Raw genomic sequence first — 15,429 nt, forward strand, 5'->3', positions numbered from 1 at the left:
TATATGTATGTATAACATTTTAGAACGTTGGAGTATTACCGTTGACGAGCTTAGTCAAGCTATTCTTGAAAATGGTAGCCTACGCGGAATGGTATTTGGTTATGTAGCTGAAATTAAGCTGCGTAATATCCTTCAAAATGCTGGGACTATAGCAAGCTTGGTTAAAGACGATGATCATGACCGAAAGAAAAAGGGCGACCTCCGCATCACATATAAAGGTCATGAGTTTAAAATTGAAGCTAAATCTCTTCAAACTGCTCGTAATAAAGTTTTAAATGATGGAACTTTTGAAGGAGTATCCCAAGTTGATGCCAGTGACCGAAGAACAGTAACATTGCCAGATGGATCGAAGCTTGAGACAACTAATCTTGTTGTAGGCGAGTTTGATATATTAGCAGTAAATTGCTTTACATTCGAGGATAAGTGGCATTTTGTTTTTGCTAAAAACAAAGATTTACCTCGAACTAACTGGAGAAAATACACAGAAGCACAACGGCAATATTTGTTAGCAACAACAGTTAAAGTTACATGGCCTCCTAAAGGTATATTTACAGATAACATATTTAGTCTTTTAGACAAAATAATAGAAGAGCAAAGCAATGAGCCTAAAGAATTTGTTATTGTTGAAGAAAAAGGTAAGTTACCTTTTATTGCCGAAGAGTAACTACATTAGAAATGCGAGTTTTCATTTTCTGAAAGACTAAGAAGTAAGAATGATTTTTCCTTGCATGTACTTGAGTTTTTAGTCTGCTAACACCAGGTTGGTTGGCTCGCATGACTACAAACAAATCTTTTGTGTAAAAGCCTAAAGATTCATAAGCTGTAATAATCTCTACATGGGTTAATCGCTGTTTGTTAGCACTTACTTCGTCCTGGCACTTAACTATAAAAATACCTTTAGGTTTCATTACTCTATATGCTTCTAGACCAGTTTTAAGATACAAATCTACAACAGCATCATGCCACTTTGGTTGGTCATCTGCATGTTCTATGGCCTTACCATTAGAGTAGTGATTTCTAAAAGCTGAGTGTGTTCCTGACCCTGCTAATTGTCTAACTGAGGAGCGAAATAGACCTTCCATATAAGGTGGGTCAAATACCATACAATCAAGATAATTATCTTGAAATGGAAGCATCCTACTATCTATTTGTGTCTTAACTTGAACTTCATGAATGGGGTCTATTTGTACTTTCGCATCAATATCTGAAAACAGTATCCGATACTCATTTACTGGAACCTGTTGCCAAAAAACACCTTTGCCATAAGTAACATCAGCAACAATAGAATTTTTCGGAACATGTAATTTCATTATGTTTGCAAAAACTTCCGCATTCCCAGTAATGTAAGAAGATACAATGACATCTGTCGTTGCCTCACCACCCTGGACACGGCAAGGTTTTTGTTCTGATAATGGTAACTGCTCCATTAGGGATTTTTTTTAAACACTTAAGTTTATTCATATTAAATACTCTACCTGAAGTAGAGTAAAAAGTCAAGGTATCCAGCAGTGCAGGAAAAAAAAACTATAAAAATTACGATTACGTTAAAACAATATTTGGATTCTGTTGGAATAACTTCTTACGTCTTGGGCAAGTGGGTTGATGGAGTAAGCCCCCAAATGGTCTACGCCATAGCAAATGGTACGCGTCGCCCAAGCTTGGAGGTATTAGAAAAAATTCTTAGCAGTCTCCATTCTCATGGTTATCCTGCAAGCTTAGAAGACATTATTCAAATTGAAGCAAAAGAGAACTAACCTGTAGGTTGAATACTTCCAGGTAATTATTAAGTGTCTGGGAAAAGTACTCGAAAGGGCTACAATAATTCTTGCAGTTTGTCAGAGCTAGCCTTAACGCCACTAATTTTTAAAACATCACTCATGGTTACACAATAATTTGGCAAGCCGAAGCTATGGGGATTGATGAATTTTTCATAAGTAAAATGGCGATAGTTCATGCAAAACCGATCCCAAGCGGCCATCTGAATGCGGAACAGAATAATAATTAAATTAGCCAATGCTAAAGATATGGGAATCCGAAAGTAAATCTTTTTGCCCAAATATGCACAAACTTGTCTCACTGCTTGATTAGCAGTTAATGGTGCTTGACCTAAAACAAGCCGACGTGGTTGATCGTTTTCGGGAGGATGATCAATTAAATATCGGACGACAGTGGCAATATCTCGTGCGTGGATAAAGTGAAAACTGCCATCTGCTTCTAAAAAGCGAATTATATTAATATATTTTGTAACTTCTGGAATCCCAGATGTGACAGCAGAATAGGGTTTATTCGCATCACCGCCCAATACTACAGTGGGAAATACTGTGGTAATTTTGGGTGCGATCGCTAATTTTTCTTTTTTCTCTAAGCACTCATATTTAGAACGGATATAATCTGTCCCAATTTCCCCGGCTTCTTTCAATGGTTGATTGTACCGATCCAAAACGCTAGCTGTCGAAAAGTAAATCACCTGCTGGCAACGTTCTGGATCTAGCAGTTCCAGCAACTCTATAGTTTTGACGACATTAATATCAAATGTCTCATCACCACCCCAAGCTGTGGCTGTGAGTACTGCCGTATCAATTGTAGATAGCAAATCGGCAAATTGGCGAATATTTTGCATATCACCTTGTAAAACGTTGATACCTGAACGGGCTTTAGTATCAACTTGCAGTTTGCTTGGGTTCCTAACTAGTAGATACAGTTCGTGATCTGTTTCCTTAATTAAGGCTTCTGTTAAATAGTGACCTACACAACCACTTGCACCAGTCACTAAAATCCGTTTCTGGCTCATACTAAGATTTTAATAAGTTAGGAGTTAGGAGTTAGGAGTTAAGAATTAAGTTAAAAGTTCCCAATCAGAAGCCATGAATAATAAAGTTAGGAGTGAGGAGTTTAATAAAGTTAGGAGTGAGGAGTTTAATAAAGTTAGGAGTGAGGAGTGAGGAGTTAAGAATAAAAAAATAACTCTGCACCTCGCAACTGAATAGTTTATAACTCCTAACTCATAACTCATAACTCATAACTTCTAACCCTTAACTCCTGCAAGATTCAATTCCTTTGCGGTTTCAAAGAAGAAAGCGACATTTTCTTCGGGAGTTTCTGGGAGGACACCATGACCGAGATTGAGAATGTGACCCCAATTACCAGCTTTGCGAACGGTATCAAGAATGCGATCGCGGATAAATTCTTTAGAGCCGAATAGCACGCCTGGGTCAAGATTTCCTTGAACTTTGACTTGCTTACCCAATCTGGCTCGTGCGTCTGCCATATCTACAGCCCAGTCTACACTGACTATATCAGCGCCAGATTGTGCCATTCTTTCCAACACACCGGCACTACCACTAACTAGTAAAATCAAAGGTGTATCGGGGTGGGTTTGCTTAACCTGCTGGAAAACTCGCTGTTGATAGGGGAGAGCAAAGGTGTCATAATCTTGAGGACTCAATTGACCCGCCCAAGAATCGAACATTTGCACAACTTGAGCGCCAGAGTCAATTTGGTAGCGGGCATAGATGGCGATCGCATCTGCTAATTTAGCTAACAATTGATGCAATATCGTCGGATCGGAAAATGCCATATTTTTGATGATGGAGTAGGTTTTAGAACCTTTTCCTTCGACTGCATAAGCTGCTAATGTCCACGGCGCACCTACAAAGCCCAACACTGTTGATTTATCGCCTACTTCCGAACGCAGTGCTTGTAAGATTGTCTTGATGAATGGTAGAGCTGCTTCTGGTTCTAAAGGATGCAGAAGTTCGATTTGTTCTTGAGTGCGGAGGGGCGAGTGAATGATTGGCCCTTTACCTTCGGCAATATCCATGTCAATGCCCAAACCAGGTAATGGGGTGACAATATCAGAAAATAAAATTACTCCGTCTGGTTGGAAGGCTCTCCACGGTTGCAAGGAAACTTCAATTGCTACATCTGGAATTTCGGAGCGATCGCGAAACGAAGGATACTTCTCTCTTAAGTCTCGATATGCTTTCATATACCGTCCCGCTTGTCGCATCATCCATACAGGGGGACGATCTACTACTTCACCACGAGCAGCCCGTAAGAGATGAGGAGTCGTTGAATAAACACCCATTTATTACTTCATCCTATTTATGCCACTGTTCAGCTTATCATTCTGGGATTACGCTTTTCCAGCAGTTTTTCAGGAAAAGGTGAATAGCAGGGCATAATAGTAATATTTTATAATATTTTGATTATTGCATATAAGCGATCGGTTGCTTTGACTACAGTATTAATGCCAGTAAGCGCTATAAGAAAACTGCATGAATCAAACTAAGTTAAGTAATGTAAAAAATATTGAAATTAGTTCGTAGTGAGGACTTTAGTCCTTATTTGAGGACTAAAGTCCTCTCTTCGAGACGCACTCGCGTTCACTACGAACCTTTAATTATTTACGCCGCTCTAGTTAAATTAGTTTTGATCGCAACCAAGGTTAAGAACCAACAAAAAAAATCACCATTTCTCGTTTGCTTTAGTTTCCGAGACTCAAAGCAATGTCTATGATGGGCCTGACTTTTCACTCTTATCTGGAAAACCTCACTTCTATTTCTCTCATCCTTTAATAGACTGCTATTATTGACATAATATTTTTGCCTTGGGGAAGTAGCGAGTAGCGAGTGGCGAGTGGGGAATGGAAAATAGGGACTGGCGATTGAGAAATAGGGTAAAACAAGAATCAATATTTAATTGAGGATTGGGCAAACAGGGCATTAGTTATTCTCCCCCTGCTCCCCTATCTCCCTACTCTCCCTACTCCCCCTACTCCCCTAACTATGCAAACTGACTCTAACAGTCCCGATGATGTTGCATCTGCTAATAATGATCCTAACCCAGGAAAATTTTTGATTCCGCGATCGCAGCGACAGAGGTTCTTTATCCAGTTTACCTTAATGACCCTGATTGGATGGGTTGTGGGTGGCATTGCCAGTATCGCCTTAGAGAAAATTATTCTCCAAAGCTCACCTAGCATTGCAATCCAACCACAAACATGGGGCATCTTGGTTAGAAGTCTCAGTAATGTTATGTTTGCTGTGATTTTTGCTGCCGATCAAGCCTTTGTCCTTTATCGATATTTATCGGGTTGGCAATGGATATTTGCTACTAGTGTAGGTTGGTTGATTGCTAACGGCGTTTCTACAGCCTGGATTAACTATCTTTCAAGTATTGCCATATCGTTAAATGAAATATCTCCTGAGCAGACTTTTATTTTTGGATTTCTGTCTGCGATCGCATATATTATTTCTGGTATTTGGCTGGGTATTAGCCAATGGCTAGTATTGAGGCGATACACAGCAGACATTTGGTGGTGGAATTTTTTACCCTCAATCTCTTTCTTCTTAATCACTATTTTGGTTTGGTTACTTTTTATTATGCAAAATTTAATTCCAGAAACCTACCGTACTCCCATATTATATTGGAGTGAGCAAGGACTTACAGCAGTGATTTTGGGAGCTATACCAGCAATTGGCTTGTGTACATTGAAAAGAAATTCACATCGCCAAAGTGGAATTTCTGGTTAATCATAATTAAGCATCGGGTTTGAAACCTAGTTTTTGCAAGGCTAAGTGAAAAGGAAGGCTTAGTTAGGATTTTAGGTTTCATCTAGATTATGGAGAATCCCAAATTGAATCGATATTTGCTTGAGCTTGTTTGAGTGCTGTTTCTGGAGATGCCCCTAGCATCGTGGCTTCGATGGCTCGACCTAAACTGTCAGACAAACGACTATAGCCAGGAATGATTGGTCGAGAACCGGATACGGGCATTTGGTCAATAAAGACTTTTAAGACAGGTTTCTGCTGGAGAATTTCTTGATAAGCCTGACTTTGGGCAGATTTAACGTTAACTGGTAAAAAACCCGTCCCTATACTCCATTCTGTTTGGAATTCTTCACTTAAAACATACTCCAAAAATTTGAGTGCTGCTTGCTCTCTTTTTGGTGTAGTCTTCATCAAATACATATTTCCAGTGCCTGTTACCGTAGCAGGTTTGACACTTGCAGGTATGGGGAATACGTTAAAGTCAACATTAGACTTCATGATATAAGTCCAAGGGCCTGTGATCTGCATTGCAACGCGACCCGCAATAAAAGCATCTTCTTCATAACCTCGCTCTGGCGAAGAAAGGGTTGCTGAACCATCTTTTAATATATCCTGCCAAAATTGTAAGGCTGCGATCGCACCTGGATTCGTCAAATTTGGATGGTTATTGGTAACAATTTCTCCGCCAGCGCTCAATAAAAAGGGGAACCAAGTAAATACAGTCCATTCTCCTTTCCCTAAAGGCAATAGCATTCCGTACTGTTCGGGTCGATTGTCGCCATTCCGGTCTATGGTCAATTTTTTGGCAACTTCCCTCAACTCTTCCCAAGTCTTAGGAATTTGCGTAATTCCCGCAGCTTGGAAAAGTTTAGGTCGGTAAAAAATGCCTACATTGCTAGTGGAGAGTGGAATTGACCAAAGATGACCATCTAATTTTAATTCCTCCCATAAGTTGGGGCTAATTTCTGACTTTAATGGAAATTTCTCCAGCCATTTATCTAAAGGACGAATTGCCCCTAGTTCCATAAACTGACCGGTCAATTGAGGATCGAATGACAGAATATCTGGAGATGTATTGCCCACAACTGCTGTTAATATTTTTGGCAGTTGGGGTTGACCGATAAAGATAGATTCTACCTGTATATCAGTATGAGTCTGATTAAATTTATCTACTAGTTTATCAAACACATCCCGATTAACAGGGGGATTGATTGATTGCCATAAATTCAGATGAATTACTCTCTCATTCTTCTGGACTGTCCCCTGACAACCATATAAGAATATGAAAAATATACTCAGAATTATTCCTATTAGCGAAAGCCGCCAAGGAGAGTTGGTCAAATTGCGGTAAAAAGCTGGAATTTGGAATTGAAAAAGGGTAACTTTCATGCCAATTTTTAGAGGATCTTTGGAAAATCTATAGCGTTTCCCGGCCTAGTGACGTACACTCGTAGGCACTGCCGTGCCCCTACACCTGGCGATAGAATTTTGTAGCTCATTTGAATGGGAACCGCTATATATGTATCAAGATACCTCCTTTTCAGTCAGCAATAACCTTCTCAAAATCCTCATTTTAAAGAGAATTTAGGAGTGTATCTAAAGTTTTTGATACATCAGCCACCACTTTTAAAATCTTCTTATATTTGTTGAGTATCTATCACTTCACCTTTCTTAAACCACACCGCCGTATAGTCAATTCGATGAAGGTTAAATTGCTCCCCTCTCAAACCCTCAAAGTCATGTAAGGCTTTTCGACAACCATCCCAATGACCATAATCATCCACCTGAATCATCCCATTAGGAGTAACACTGTCATAAAGGGTATTGAAGATATCCATTGTTGATTCATACCAATCGCCATCGGCATGTAGCAAAGCAATACTACCTATCTCTGATTTATATTGAGGCAATGTTTGAGCAAATAAACCCTTAACAGGTACAACAATATCTTTAACGTTTAACAATTCACAAATCAACTGTATATTTTCTGCAATTGGAGCTTTTAAAGTGCCAACTCCAAACCCCGTATCATTTGCGGCTATCCCGTTGTGTAGATCAATTTCTATCGGTTCAGGCATTCCTTCAAAAGTATCACAAGCATAAAGTAGACGTGGGCGAAGGCTGTAGTGCTTGATTACGAATGCTAAAAGCGCAGCTGCTCCCCCTTTACAACTTCCACATTCAACAAAGTTTCCGGGAATATCTTGTAGACAAATTTCCTTTGCCAAAGAGTAGAGTGAAAATAAACGTGCTTCACCCAATAAAGTGTAGGGACGGATAGCAGTAATAATTTCCAGAAATTCATTTACTGAATCTGTTGATAATTCACTCACATAATAGTTTGTTAAATGCTCTGGTAAACTCCAGTTAATATCTGGATCGGGCTGATGTTTCACTGGCTCAATATTTCCGCGCCAAGCAACCCCCATAATTTGCATAGTTTGATAGATCATTGTGTTCCACCCATTTTGCTTTAAGTAATCCAAGCCTTGGGCAACATCAGGAGCATTCAAATCATGAAATAAAATTAGAGCATCTGCTTCTGCAAATTGTTCGCAAATCATTGCATCACTGAGTGGACACGGAGCTTCATGAGAACCATCAATGAAAAACAACGACCACTTACGCTGTAATTTTTCTGCTAATTCTTCTACTTTTTGAGGACTATAACCGCTTACTAAATTAACTTTATCAAGGACACCCGCAGATTGCAAAGAATTAGTCACACTCTCATACATATCTTCTTTTTCTAGCAGGGGGTCAATTACATCTAACTCTACTCCTGCTAAAGCTAAGTGACAAGCAGACCAACCATACCAACAGCCAATTTCTAAAGCTTTTTTACCTCTAAATTTTAGGGCAGTATTATAAAGAATGTGAGCTTCATCTCGACTGAGAAATCCTACATACGTTTCTCTTTGGTCTACATACCAGTTATGGGGAATTTCGCGTCTTAAATAAGGCCAATCCGAAACATTAGTATCTTCTGCAATCATGTTGGTAAAACATTTATCTGGCTTGATAATTTCAAAGCCAACTGAAACATAATCTCCATCTACTAACAACGATCTTTCAATAAACTCTATCGTTTCTGTATTCATAATTCCTTTTTCCTGAAATCTCCTAATTTTTGTTCTAAAATGCAGATGCATCTGCTGATTGACAGTCTACTACTAATAGTAAAACTTAATAAATTCATCAATTATCTGAATATATGTTTTGATAATCTGACTAAAATCAAAATTTCCCCTAACATATTCTACAATTTCTTGGCGTAAAAATCTATTTTTATCAATCAAATCAGTAATTGTATCACAAACAATTTTTTGGTTTTCGGCAGTAGCATTGGTTAATATATCATCTGGCAAAACTCTAATAAAATCTTTGGAGTGTAAGTTAGCGCTAGCAGATTCCGAAACAACTACAGATAAACCTGCGGCCATCGCTTCTAGTACTACGAGCGGTGCAACTTCTCCATCACTAATTAAAACTAAACAACTATAATTTGTCAGATGTGAATAAACGTCTTTTAAACTCCATACGCCTAAATATTTTGTTGTGCTTCCTTCTACAAAATCAGGATCGTCTAAAGGGCCAACAAAATCTATTGCGATTTTTCCATTGATTATTTCTGCCAATAATTTCTGCTGTTTTCTTGGTTGAATCCAACCTAAACAAATAGCTTTATTATTTCCTTGGTCTTTAAAATCGAATTTTTGAGTATCAATACCGTTTACTTGCGTTGATATGTATCCAGAATAGCCTGCTTGCAGAAAAACATCTTTTGTCGGATGAGAAAGAGCAATTATCCCAGGTGCATTTAAGTAATGTTGAAATCCTTGTTTAAAATCTTCCTCCCATTTGTCTTTTTTAAGAAAATAACCATTATGACAGCTAAAACAATACTTTTGTTTTAGGCTTTGATTAAATTGACTAACAAATTGATAAGCGTGTAAATGCACAAAATCATAATTATTCTTATTGATTTTATCTATAACTTCATTAACATTCTTATCGTTAAAAATATCTACTTCATATCCAAGATTATCTAAAAAATATTTATACTCTTGCATCAGAGTCAAGATAGAATTGGATAAGGGAGGTGCAGGAATATATCCCCCAGCAACTAAAGCTATTTTCATATAAAAACCTATTTTTTTAGAAATGATTGCTTCACTATAGTATATTTAGTCTCATTGTTTACAACTCAGAATAGGTAAACATCAATTATATAATAGGATATGTTTATTTGATTTAAGTACGTTATTTAGATAAGAAAATGATGTTTATTAAAATACATTAACGACGAAAATGTACCATAAATTATTATTTATGTCTACCCCAATGGGTGCTATAGGTTCAGGATTGGGAGGCGGAGTAGAGTTAACGCTATCTAATATTGCTACAGAGATGCTGCGGCGAGGACATAAATTAGAAATTGTTGCACCGCAAGGGTCTATTAGCAATTCCTTACCGATTAAAGAAATTCCCGGAGAACTAATACAGATTCCAGCGCAAAATCAAAGTCGTAGCGATCCAATTGTGCTGCATAAAAATTCTGTTCTGGCGAATATGTGGGATTATGCTCGCCAAGTGCAAGCAGATTATGATTTGATTGTCAACTTTGCTTATGATTGGCTACCACTATATTTAACACCATTTTTTAACTGTGCGATCGCACATCTGATCAGCATGGGTTCTTTGACAGATGCAATGGATCAGATTATTGAACAAGTAGCAATCAATTTTCCGAATACTATCGGTGTTCATAGCCAAACACAGGCAGCTACTTTCACCTTTGCAGAACGGTGTATTTGTCTGCTAAACGGTTTGGATTTATCTATTTATCAATTTTGCCCAAAACCAACTCAGAGCTTGGCGTGGGTAGGTAGAATAGCTCCTGAAAAAGGTCTAGAAGATGCAGTAGCAGCAGCAGAAATCATTGGTATTACGCTGAAAATATTTGGGTTTAAACAGGATGTATCTTACTGGGATAAAATTTGCCAAGAATACCCTAATGCTCCCATCGAATATGTAGGATTTTTACCAACGGTTGAGCTACAAAAGGAGCTAGGTAAATGCCAAGCACTTTTAGTAACTCCTCGTTGGATAGAAGCATTTGGAAATGTAGCAATAGAGGCGCTTGCTTGTGGTGTGCCTTTGATTAGTTATCGTCGGGGTGGTTTAATAGAAATTGTCCAGGAAGGCAAAACTGGTTTTTTGGTGGAGCCTGATAATGTTGAAGGTTTAGTAGAAGCGATTAAGCATTTGGATGAAATTGACCGCCAAGCTTGTCGTCACCAAGCAGAAACTTTATACTCTTTAGAAGCTATGGGCGATCGCACCGAAGAGTGGTTTCAAAAAATTCTGAGAAACTGATATAGTACTAATCTTGTTCAAGTTAGATATTACCGCTATAACAGGAGCTACCAATGCAGCCATCAAACGTTGAAATTAATCAAGAATTCTGGAATAATTACGCCAAAAAATGGGATAAATCTCAAGTTGTTCTAGGTAATCAAAAGATTACAGATGATGAAAGAGATAATTACATCAATTATTTAGGTGATGAATGGGCCACTGTAGAAGATGCAGTCGATATTGTGAATGAATATATTACACCATTTATTGATCAAGACAGCACAGTGGCAGAAATAGGTGTTGGTGGTGGTAGGATTGCCGCAAAAGTAGTTGAAAAGGTAAAAAAATTATACTGTTTCGACGTAGCAGAAGAGATGCTAAAAAACGCTGAAGCAGCGCTTAGTAAAGATCCTCAGATAGAGTTTCATTTAATAAAAAATTGTCAATTTGAACCTGAGTTTAGCGACAAATTTGATTTTGTCTATTCCTTCGATGTATTTGTACATTTAGATTTACTAACAATTTGGAAATACTTAAACAGTATTTATAAAACTCTCAAGTCAGGCGGAAGAGCTTTTATTCATACCACTAATATAACTACACCGAATGGTTGGGCAAGGTTTGCTGCATATAATAATGATGAAGTATTGTATCAGCCCACTTCACCAGATGCAATTAAGTTGTTAATAGAAAAATCGCAATTTAAAGTGATTAAAGAGTCCAGTCCAGATGGAAAAAACTTTTATTCGGATCGGGATTATTTAGTCGTAATACAGAAGTAAATTAATCTTTGAGACTAATCTAGATGATGGAATATTTGCGAAAATCTTATGGCGCGTAGCTTGCCAAACTAGGTATCGCTAATATTCCCGCATCCCCATCTAAAATTACTTCTATACCCACTGGTAACGCTGCATTCGGGCTATCATGACCAAAAGGTAAATCAGAGACAATCGGAATTCCCAAATCACCCAAGCGATCGCGCAATACTTCTTCTACACTAAAACTAGGCACAGTTGGCGGCGCTTCACAGCGAGTAAAACCGCCCAAAGCAATACCGCAGACTTGAGACAAAGCACCACTCAAACGCCACTGTGTCAGCATTCTATCGATGCGATAAGGTGCTTCTGTAATATCTTCCAACGCCAGAATTACACCATCCAGATGTGGCAGAATTGGTGTACCCAAAAGGTGAGTAGCCACTGTGAGATTACCTGGTAGCAAAGTGCCATTAACTACACCGCCACCCCAACCGCAACCTTTGATAGGGGCGAGAGGACGACCTTCTACCGAGTCGAATAATCGCTCAATTGACCAATCCGGCTCATCTGCCAAAGTTGTCATTACAGGGCCGTGAACCCCGGAAATTCCTGCTGTATAAAGGCTCCATAATAAAGCTGTGATATCAGAAAAGCCTATAAGCCACTTTGGAAGCCCTGAGTTTGACCAATTCCAATCTTCTAAAATGCGAGTGCTGCCAAAACCGCCTCTGGTACAGAGAATACCACGACAATCAGGATCTTGCCATGCTGCCGCTAGTTGGTGACGGCGGGTTTCGTCTTTACTAGCTAGATAACCCCATTTGTCATCTACCTGAGGAGTGATTTGTACTCGATAACCGCGCGATCGCCAAATTTCTATACCCCGTTCAAATGCCTCAAATTCTCGCAAAGCACCACTAGGGGCAATTACTCTCAGTAAGTCTCCAGGTTTTAAGGGCGGTGGTAAGATTTTGGCTGGCATGAAAAAAGTTAGGGGTGAGGAGAGACGCGATGAATCGCAAGAGACGCGATGAATCGCAAGAGACGCGATGAATCGCAAGAGACGCGATGAATCGCAAGAGACGCGATGAATCGCGTCTGTACAAGGGGTTAAGAATAAAGACTATAGCGGTTCCCATTCAGATGCGGTACAGCATTATATCGCAAGGTGTAGGGGCACGGCACTGCCGTGCCCTTACGGGTATACCTCACGGAAACGAAAACCGCTATATAGCCTTAGAACTCCGATCAAATTTTATTGAATCATTTTTGAAAGCGATCGCCACAGTGGTTTTATTTTAGGTTCGCTTTGTATCTAATTGTGGATTTTCTTTAGTTGGATTTTGCGGCAAGAGATAAATACCCCCAGAGATTAAAGTTAGGGCCACAGAAACCCAAAAGGCAATCACAGACGGAGTTTGCCACGCTTCACCCAGAGGCGCAATCAAAAGTGCGATCGCAACTATTTGACTAACAGTTTTGAGTTTACCCCAAATATTCGCCCCCGTAATCGTCGTTTGATTCACCCGCCAACCAGCGATCGCTAATTCCCGCGCTAAAATCAAAAACACTCCCCAAGCTGGCACTTTTCCTAGTTCAATAAAAACCAGCAACGCCGCAAGTACCAGAAGTTTATCCACCAAGGGATCAAGAAACTTACCCAATTCACTAATTTGGTTGAGTTTCCGCGCCAAATAGCCGTCTAGCCAATCAGTCAATGCAGCAACGAGAAAGATCGCCAAACATATCCACTGAGCTTGAGGTGTGGGATTATATAAGCCGTAAAGCAGAAATGGTATCCCCAATAGGCGAGAGAAGGTAATCCAGTTGGGTATGGTCATAATAATTCGTAATGGGCTTCGCCCCGCTTCGCTAACGTAATTCGTAATTCGTAATTCATAAATCAAACTTCAAAATTAACGAGTGTAAAGCAACAAGCAGTCAAGCAAATATGCAAAATCTATGCAGATTAGTGTATCTGGGTGTAGCTGCATGGGAAAATCTGTTTTCTGTAGCTCTCTTAAAAGAATACTATGACTGAACACACAGACTCTCAATTCCGCATCGAACGCGATTCGATGGGCGATCGCCAAATTGCTGGTAGCTTTTATTACGGCATTCAAACGCTTCGGGCTATCGAAAACTTCCCCATTAGCGGCATAAAGCCTTTAGCTACTTACGTAGATGCTGGATTAATTATTAAAAAAGCTACAGCAATTGTCAATGGGGAACTAAATTGCATTCCCCAAGATATTAGTCAGGCGATTGTGCAAGCAACTGATGAAATCCTGGCTGGAAAGTTCCGGGATCAATTTGTCGTCGATGTTTATCAGGCGGGTGCTGGAACATCCCACCACATGAATATCAACGAAGTTTTGGCAAATCGCGCCTTAGAAATTCTTGGTGAAGAAAAGGGCAATTATAAACGTGTTAGTCCTAACGATCACGTTAATTATGGGCAGTCTACCAATGATGTGATTCCTACCGCAATTCGGATTGGTGGATTATTGGCATTATCCAAGACATTACACCCAGCTTTAGAGAAGGCGATCGCATCCTTAGAAAACAAAGCTGTAGAATTTCAAGATATCGTCAAATCTGGTAGAACGCACTTACAAGACGCTGTACCCGTGCGCTTGGGTGAGAATTTTCGGGCTTGGGCGCAAATCTTCACAGAACATCAAAACCGGATTTATACCGCCTCTGGTGATTTGATGGTGCTGGGTTTGGGAGGTAGTGCAGCCGGAACGGGTTTAAATACTCATCCTTTGTATCGCGCCCGTGTGGTAGAAGTTCTTTCAGAATTGATTGATACTCCTTTAGAACCTGCGCCCCATCTGATGGCAGCCATGCAAAGTATGGCCCCATTTGTAAATGTTTCTGGTGCTTTACGCAACTTAGCGCAGGATTTAGTCAAAATATCTCATGATTTGCGGCTGATGGATTCGGGGCCAAAAACTGGTTTGAAAGAAATTCAACTTCCCCCAGTGCAACCCGGTTCCTCGATTATGCCAGGGAAATATAACCCCGTGATGGCAGAGATGACATCAATGGTGTGTTTTCAGGTGATGGGTTACGATAGTGCGATCGCATTAGCCGCACAAGCCGGACAATTAGAATTAAATGTGATGATGCCGTTGATTGCTTATAACTTGATTCACAGTATCGAAATTCTCGGCAATACCATCGCTGTCCTTACAGAACGTTGCATTGAAGGAATCACAGCAAACCAGGAACGTTGTTTAGCTTATGCCGAAGGTAGTTTAGCTTTAGTAACCGCACTAAATACCCACATCGGTTATTTAAATGCCGCAGCTGTCGCCAGAGAATCTTTAGAAACTGGTAAATCTTTACGGCAGATTGTTTTAGAACGCGGATTGATGAATGAGGCAGAATTAGCCACAGTGTTAAATCTAGAACAGATGAGTGCTATCTTACCTCTGAGTCGAGAATCAAAGCAGATTGATTAGTGTCAATTTTTTTAACAAACCACAGAGGCGCAGAGTACACAGAGAGAAAAATAAGTAACTGAGCAAAAAATCTCTCATGACTCTGCGTTCTCTGCGCCTTGGCGGTTCGTTAAAAAAATTACTTTGGTAACAGAGTTTTAGCCTTAACTGAACCGTATTGGAATATACCCAGGTTGACGAGTTTCGACTTCTCTGCGAGACGCTACGCGAACGCTCAACTCTCGATCTGTTAGGTTGGTTGAGCGAAGTCGAAACCAACTGCGGCGGTAGATTTATTAACGGAAA

15 protein-coding genes are annotated in these 15,429 nt (G+C 39.6%); 7 read left to right on the forward strand and 8 right to left on the reverse strand.

The features are described from left to right. Window positions 1–7 precede the first annotated feature (7 nt). Window positions 8–664, forward strand: a complete 657-nt coding sequence (locus D1367_RS26015; RefSeq protein WP_118169431.1) for a restriction endonuclease — start codon at window positions 8–10, stop codon at window positions 662–664. Here D1367_RS26015 and D1367_RS26020 read toward each other — a convergent pair. Beyond that, on the reverse strand, window positions 648–1,427 hold the full coding sequence (locus D1367_RS26020; protein ID WP_118169433.1) for a DNA methyltransferase: 780 nt from the start codon (window positions 1,425–1,427) through the stop codon (window positions 648–650). The two genes, D1367_RS26015 and D1367_RS26020, sit on opposite strands and share 17 nt — an antisense overlap. A gap of 81 nt (window positions 1,428–1,508) precedes the next feature. Here D1367_RS26020 and D1367_RS26025 point away from each other — a divergent pair, with 81 nt between their 5' ends. Beyond that, on the forward strand, window positions 1,509–1,754 hold the full coding sequence (locus tag D1367_RS26025) for a helix-turn-helix domain-containing protein (protein ID WP_118169435.1): 246 nt from the start codon (window positions 1,509–1,511) through the stop codon (window positions 1,752–1,754). 59 nt (window positions 1,755–1,813) lie between these two features. Here D1367_RS26025 and D1367_RS26030 read toward each other — a convergent pair whose 3' ends face one another. Both D1367_RS26030 and hemE read right to left on the reverse strand, forming a co-directional pair. Further along, entirely contained in the window at window positions 1,814–2,791 is a 978-nt protein-coding gene (locus tag D1367_RS26030) for an NAD-dependent epimerase/dehydratase family protein (RefSeq protein WP_118169437.1), read from the reverse strand. 234 nt (window positions 2,792–3,025) lie between these two features. After that, window positions 3,026–4,087, reverse strand: coding sequence for a uroporphyrinogen decarboxylase (hemE, locus tag D1367_RS26035; protein ID WP_118169439.1), 1,062 nt, complete (start codon window positions 4,085–4,087; stop codon window positions 3,026–3,028). 700 nt (window positions 4,088–4,787) lie between these two features. On the opposite strand from hemE, the gene D1367_RS26040 reads away from it, so the two are divergent. Then, a complete protein-coding gene (locus D1367_RS26040) occupies window positions 4,788–5,534 on the forward strand; it encodes a hypothetical protein (RefSeq protein ID WP_118169441.1) in 747 nt (248 codons plus the stop codon). 87 nt (window positions 5,535–5,621) lie between these two features. Here the strand turns inward: D1367_RS26040 and D1367_RS26045 are convergent, their stop codons facing one another. The 3 genes from D1367_RS26045 to D1367_RS26055 all read right to left on the reverse strand — a co-directional run bounded on the left by D1367_RS26045 (window position 5,622) and on the right by D1367_RS26055 (window position 9,694). Next, window positions 5,622–6,941 carry an ABC transporter substrate-binding protein gene (locus D1367_RS26045; protein ID WP_118169443.1) on the reverse strand — a complete coding sequence of 440 codons (1,320 nt, stop codon included), beginning with the start codon at window positions 6,939–6,941 and terminating at the stop codon, window positions 5,622–5,624. A 248-nt stretch (window positions 6,942–7,189) separates the two neighbouring features. After that, complete coding sequence (locus tag D1367_RS26050; RefSeq protein WP_118169445.1) at window positions 7,190–8,653, reverse strand: class I SAM-dependent methyltransferase; 1,464 nt, start codon at window positions 8,651–8,653, stop codon at window positions 7,190–7,192. A gap of 72 nt (window positions 8,654–8,725) precedes the next feature. Then, window positions 8,726–9,694 carry a glycosyltransferase gene (locus D1367_RS26055; protein WP_118169447.1) on the reverse strand — a complete coding sequence of 323 codons (969 nt, stop codon included), beginning with the start codon at window positions 9,692–9,694 and terminating at the stop codon, window positions 8,726–8,728. A 169-nt stretch (window positions 9,695–9,863) separates the two neighbouring features. Here D1367_RS26055 and D1367_RS26060 point away from each other — a divergent pair, with 169 nt between their 5' ends. After that, window positions 9,864–10,931, forward strand: a complete 1,068-nt coding sequence (locus tag D1367_RS26060) for a glycosyltransferase family 4 protein (RefSeq protein WP_118169448.1) — start codon at window positions 9,864–9,866, stop codon at window positions 10,929–10,931. A gap of 53 nt (window positions 10,932–10,984) precedes the next feature. Beyond that, complete coding sequence (locus D1367_RS26065; protein ID WP_118169450.1) at window positions 10,985–11,695, forward strand: class I SAM-dependent methyltransferase; 711 nt, start codon at window positions 10,985–10,987, stop codon at window positions 11,693–11,695. Window positions 11,696–11,741: 46 nt separating this feature from the next. Here D1367_RS26065 and D1367_RS26070 read toward each other — a convergent pair whose 3' ends face one another. After that, window positions 11,742–12,656 carry a S66 peptidase family protein gene (locus D1367_RS26070; RefSeq protein ID WP_118169452.1) on the reverse strand — a complete coding sequence of 305 codons (915 nt, stop codon included), beginning with the start codon at window positions 12,654–12,656 and terminating at the stop codon, window positions 11,742–11,744. Window positions 12,657–12,742: 86 nt separating this feature from the next. Between D1367_RS26070 and D1367_RS30210 the strand changes: the two genes are divergently transcribed. Continuing rightward, window positions 12,743–12,976, forward strand: coding sequence for a hypothetical protein (locus tag D1367_RS30210; protein ID WP_147337397.1), 234 nt, complete (start codon window positions 12,743–12,745; stop codon window positions 12,974–12,976). Here D1367_RS30210 and pgsA read toward each other — a convergent pair. Continuing rightward, the gene (gene pgsA, locus D1367_RS26075; protein ID WP_118169454.1) at window positions 12,973–13,515 is read right to left on the reverse strand and encodes a CDP-diacylglycerol--glycerol-3-phosphate 3-phosphatidyltransferase; all 543 of its coding nucleotides are present in this window, start codon (window positions 13,513–13,515) and stop codon (window positions 12,973–12,975) included. The genes D1367_RS30210 and pgsA overlap by 4 nt on opposite strands. 192 nt (window positions 13,516–13,707) lie before the next feature. Here pgsA and D1367_RS26080 point away from each other — a divergent pair, with 192 nt between their 5' ends. Further along, on the forward strand, window positions 13,708–15,144 hold the full coding sequence (locus D1367_RS26080) for an aspartate ammonia-lyase (RefSeq protein WP_118169456.1): 1,437 nt from the start codon (window positions 13,708–13,710) through the stop codon (window positions 15,142–15,144). Window positions 15,145–15,429: the final 285 nt, after the last annotated feature.

It is taken from the genome of Nostoc sphaeroides (genome assembly GCF_003443655.1).
Lineage (GTDB): Bacteria > Cyanobacteriota > Cyanobacteriia > Cyanobacteriales > Nostocaceae > Nostoc > Nostoc sphaeroides.

Bases quoted from the DNA above. Each gene is read 5' to 3' on its own strand.
- D1367_RS26015 (WP_118169431.1), top strand. From the start codon at position 8: ATGTATAACATTTTAGAACGTTGGAGTATTACCGTTGACGAGCTTAGT.
- D1367_RS26020 (WP_118169433.1), bottom strand. From the start codon at position 1,427: ATGGAGCAGTTACCATTATCAGAACAAAAACCTTGCCGTGTCCAGGGT.
- D1367_RS26030 (WP_118169437.1), bottom strand. From the start codon at position 2,791: ATGAGCCAGAAACGGATTTTAGTGACTGGTGCAAGTGGTTGTGTAGGT.
- hemE (WP_118169439.1), bottom strand. From the start codon at position 4,087: ATGGGTGTTTATTCAACGACTCCTCATCTCTTACGGGCTGCTCGTGGT.
- D1367_RS26040 (WP_118169441.1), top strand. From the start codon at position 4,788: ATGCAAACTGACTCTAACAGTCCCGATGATGTTGCATCTGCTAATAAT.
- D1367_RS26045 (WP_118169443.1), bottom strand. From the start codon at position 6,941: ATGAAAGTTACCCTTTTTCAATTCCAAATTCCAGCTTTTTACCGCAAT.
- D1367_RS26050 (WP_118169445.1), bottom strand. From the start codon at position 8,653: ATGAATACAGAAACGATAGAGTTTATTGAAAGATCGTTGTTAGTAGAT.
- D1367_RS26055 (WP_118169447.1), bottom strand. From the start codon at position 9,694: ATGAAAATAGCTTTAGTTGCTGGGGGATATATTCCTGCACCTCCCTTA.
- D1367_RS26060 (WP_118169448.1), top strand. From the start codon at position 9,864: ATGTACCATAAATTATTATTTATGTCTACCCCAATGGGTGCTATAGGT.
- D1367_RS26065 (WP_118169450.1), top strand. From the start codon at position 10,985: ATGCAGCCATCAAACGTTGAAATTAATCAAGAATTCTGGAATAATTAC.
- D1367_RS26070 (WP_118169452.1), bottom strand. From the start codon at position 12,656: ATGCCAGCCAAAATCTTACCACCGCCCTTAAAACCTGGAGACTTACTG.
- D1367_RS30210 (WP_147337397.1), top strand. From the start codon at position 12,743: ATGAATCGCAAGAGACGCGATGAATCGCGTCTGTACAAGGGGTTAAGA.
- pgsA (WP_118169454.1), bottom strand. From the start codon at position 13,515: ATGACCATACCCAACTGGATTACCTTCTCTCGCCTATTGGGGATACCA.
- D1367_RS26080 (WP_118169456.1), top strand. From the start codon at position 13,708: ATGACTGAACACACAGACTCTCAATTCCGCATCGAACGCGATTCGATG.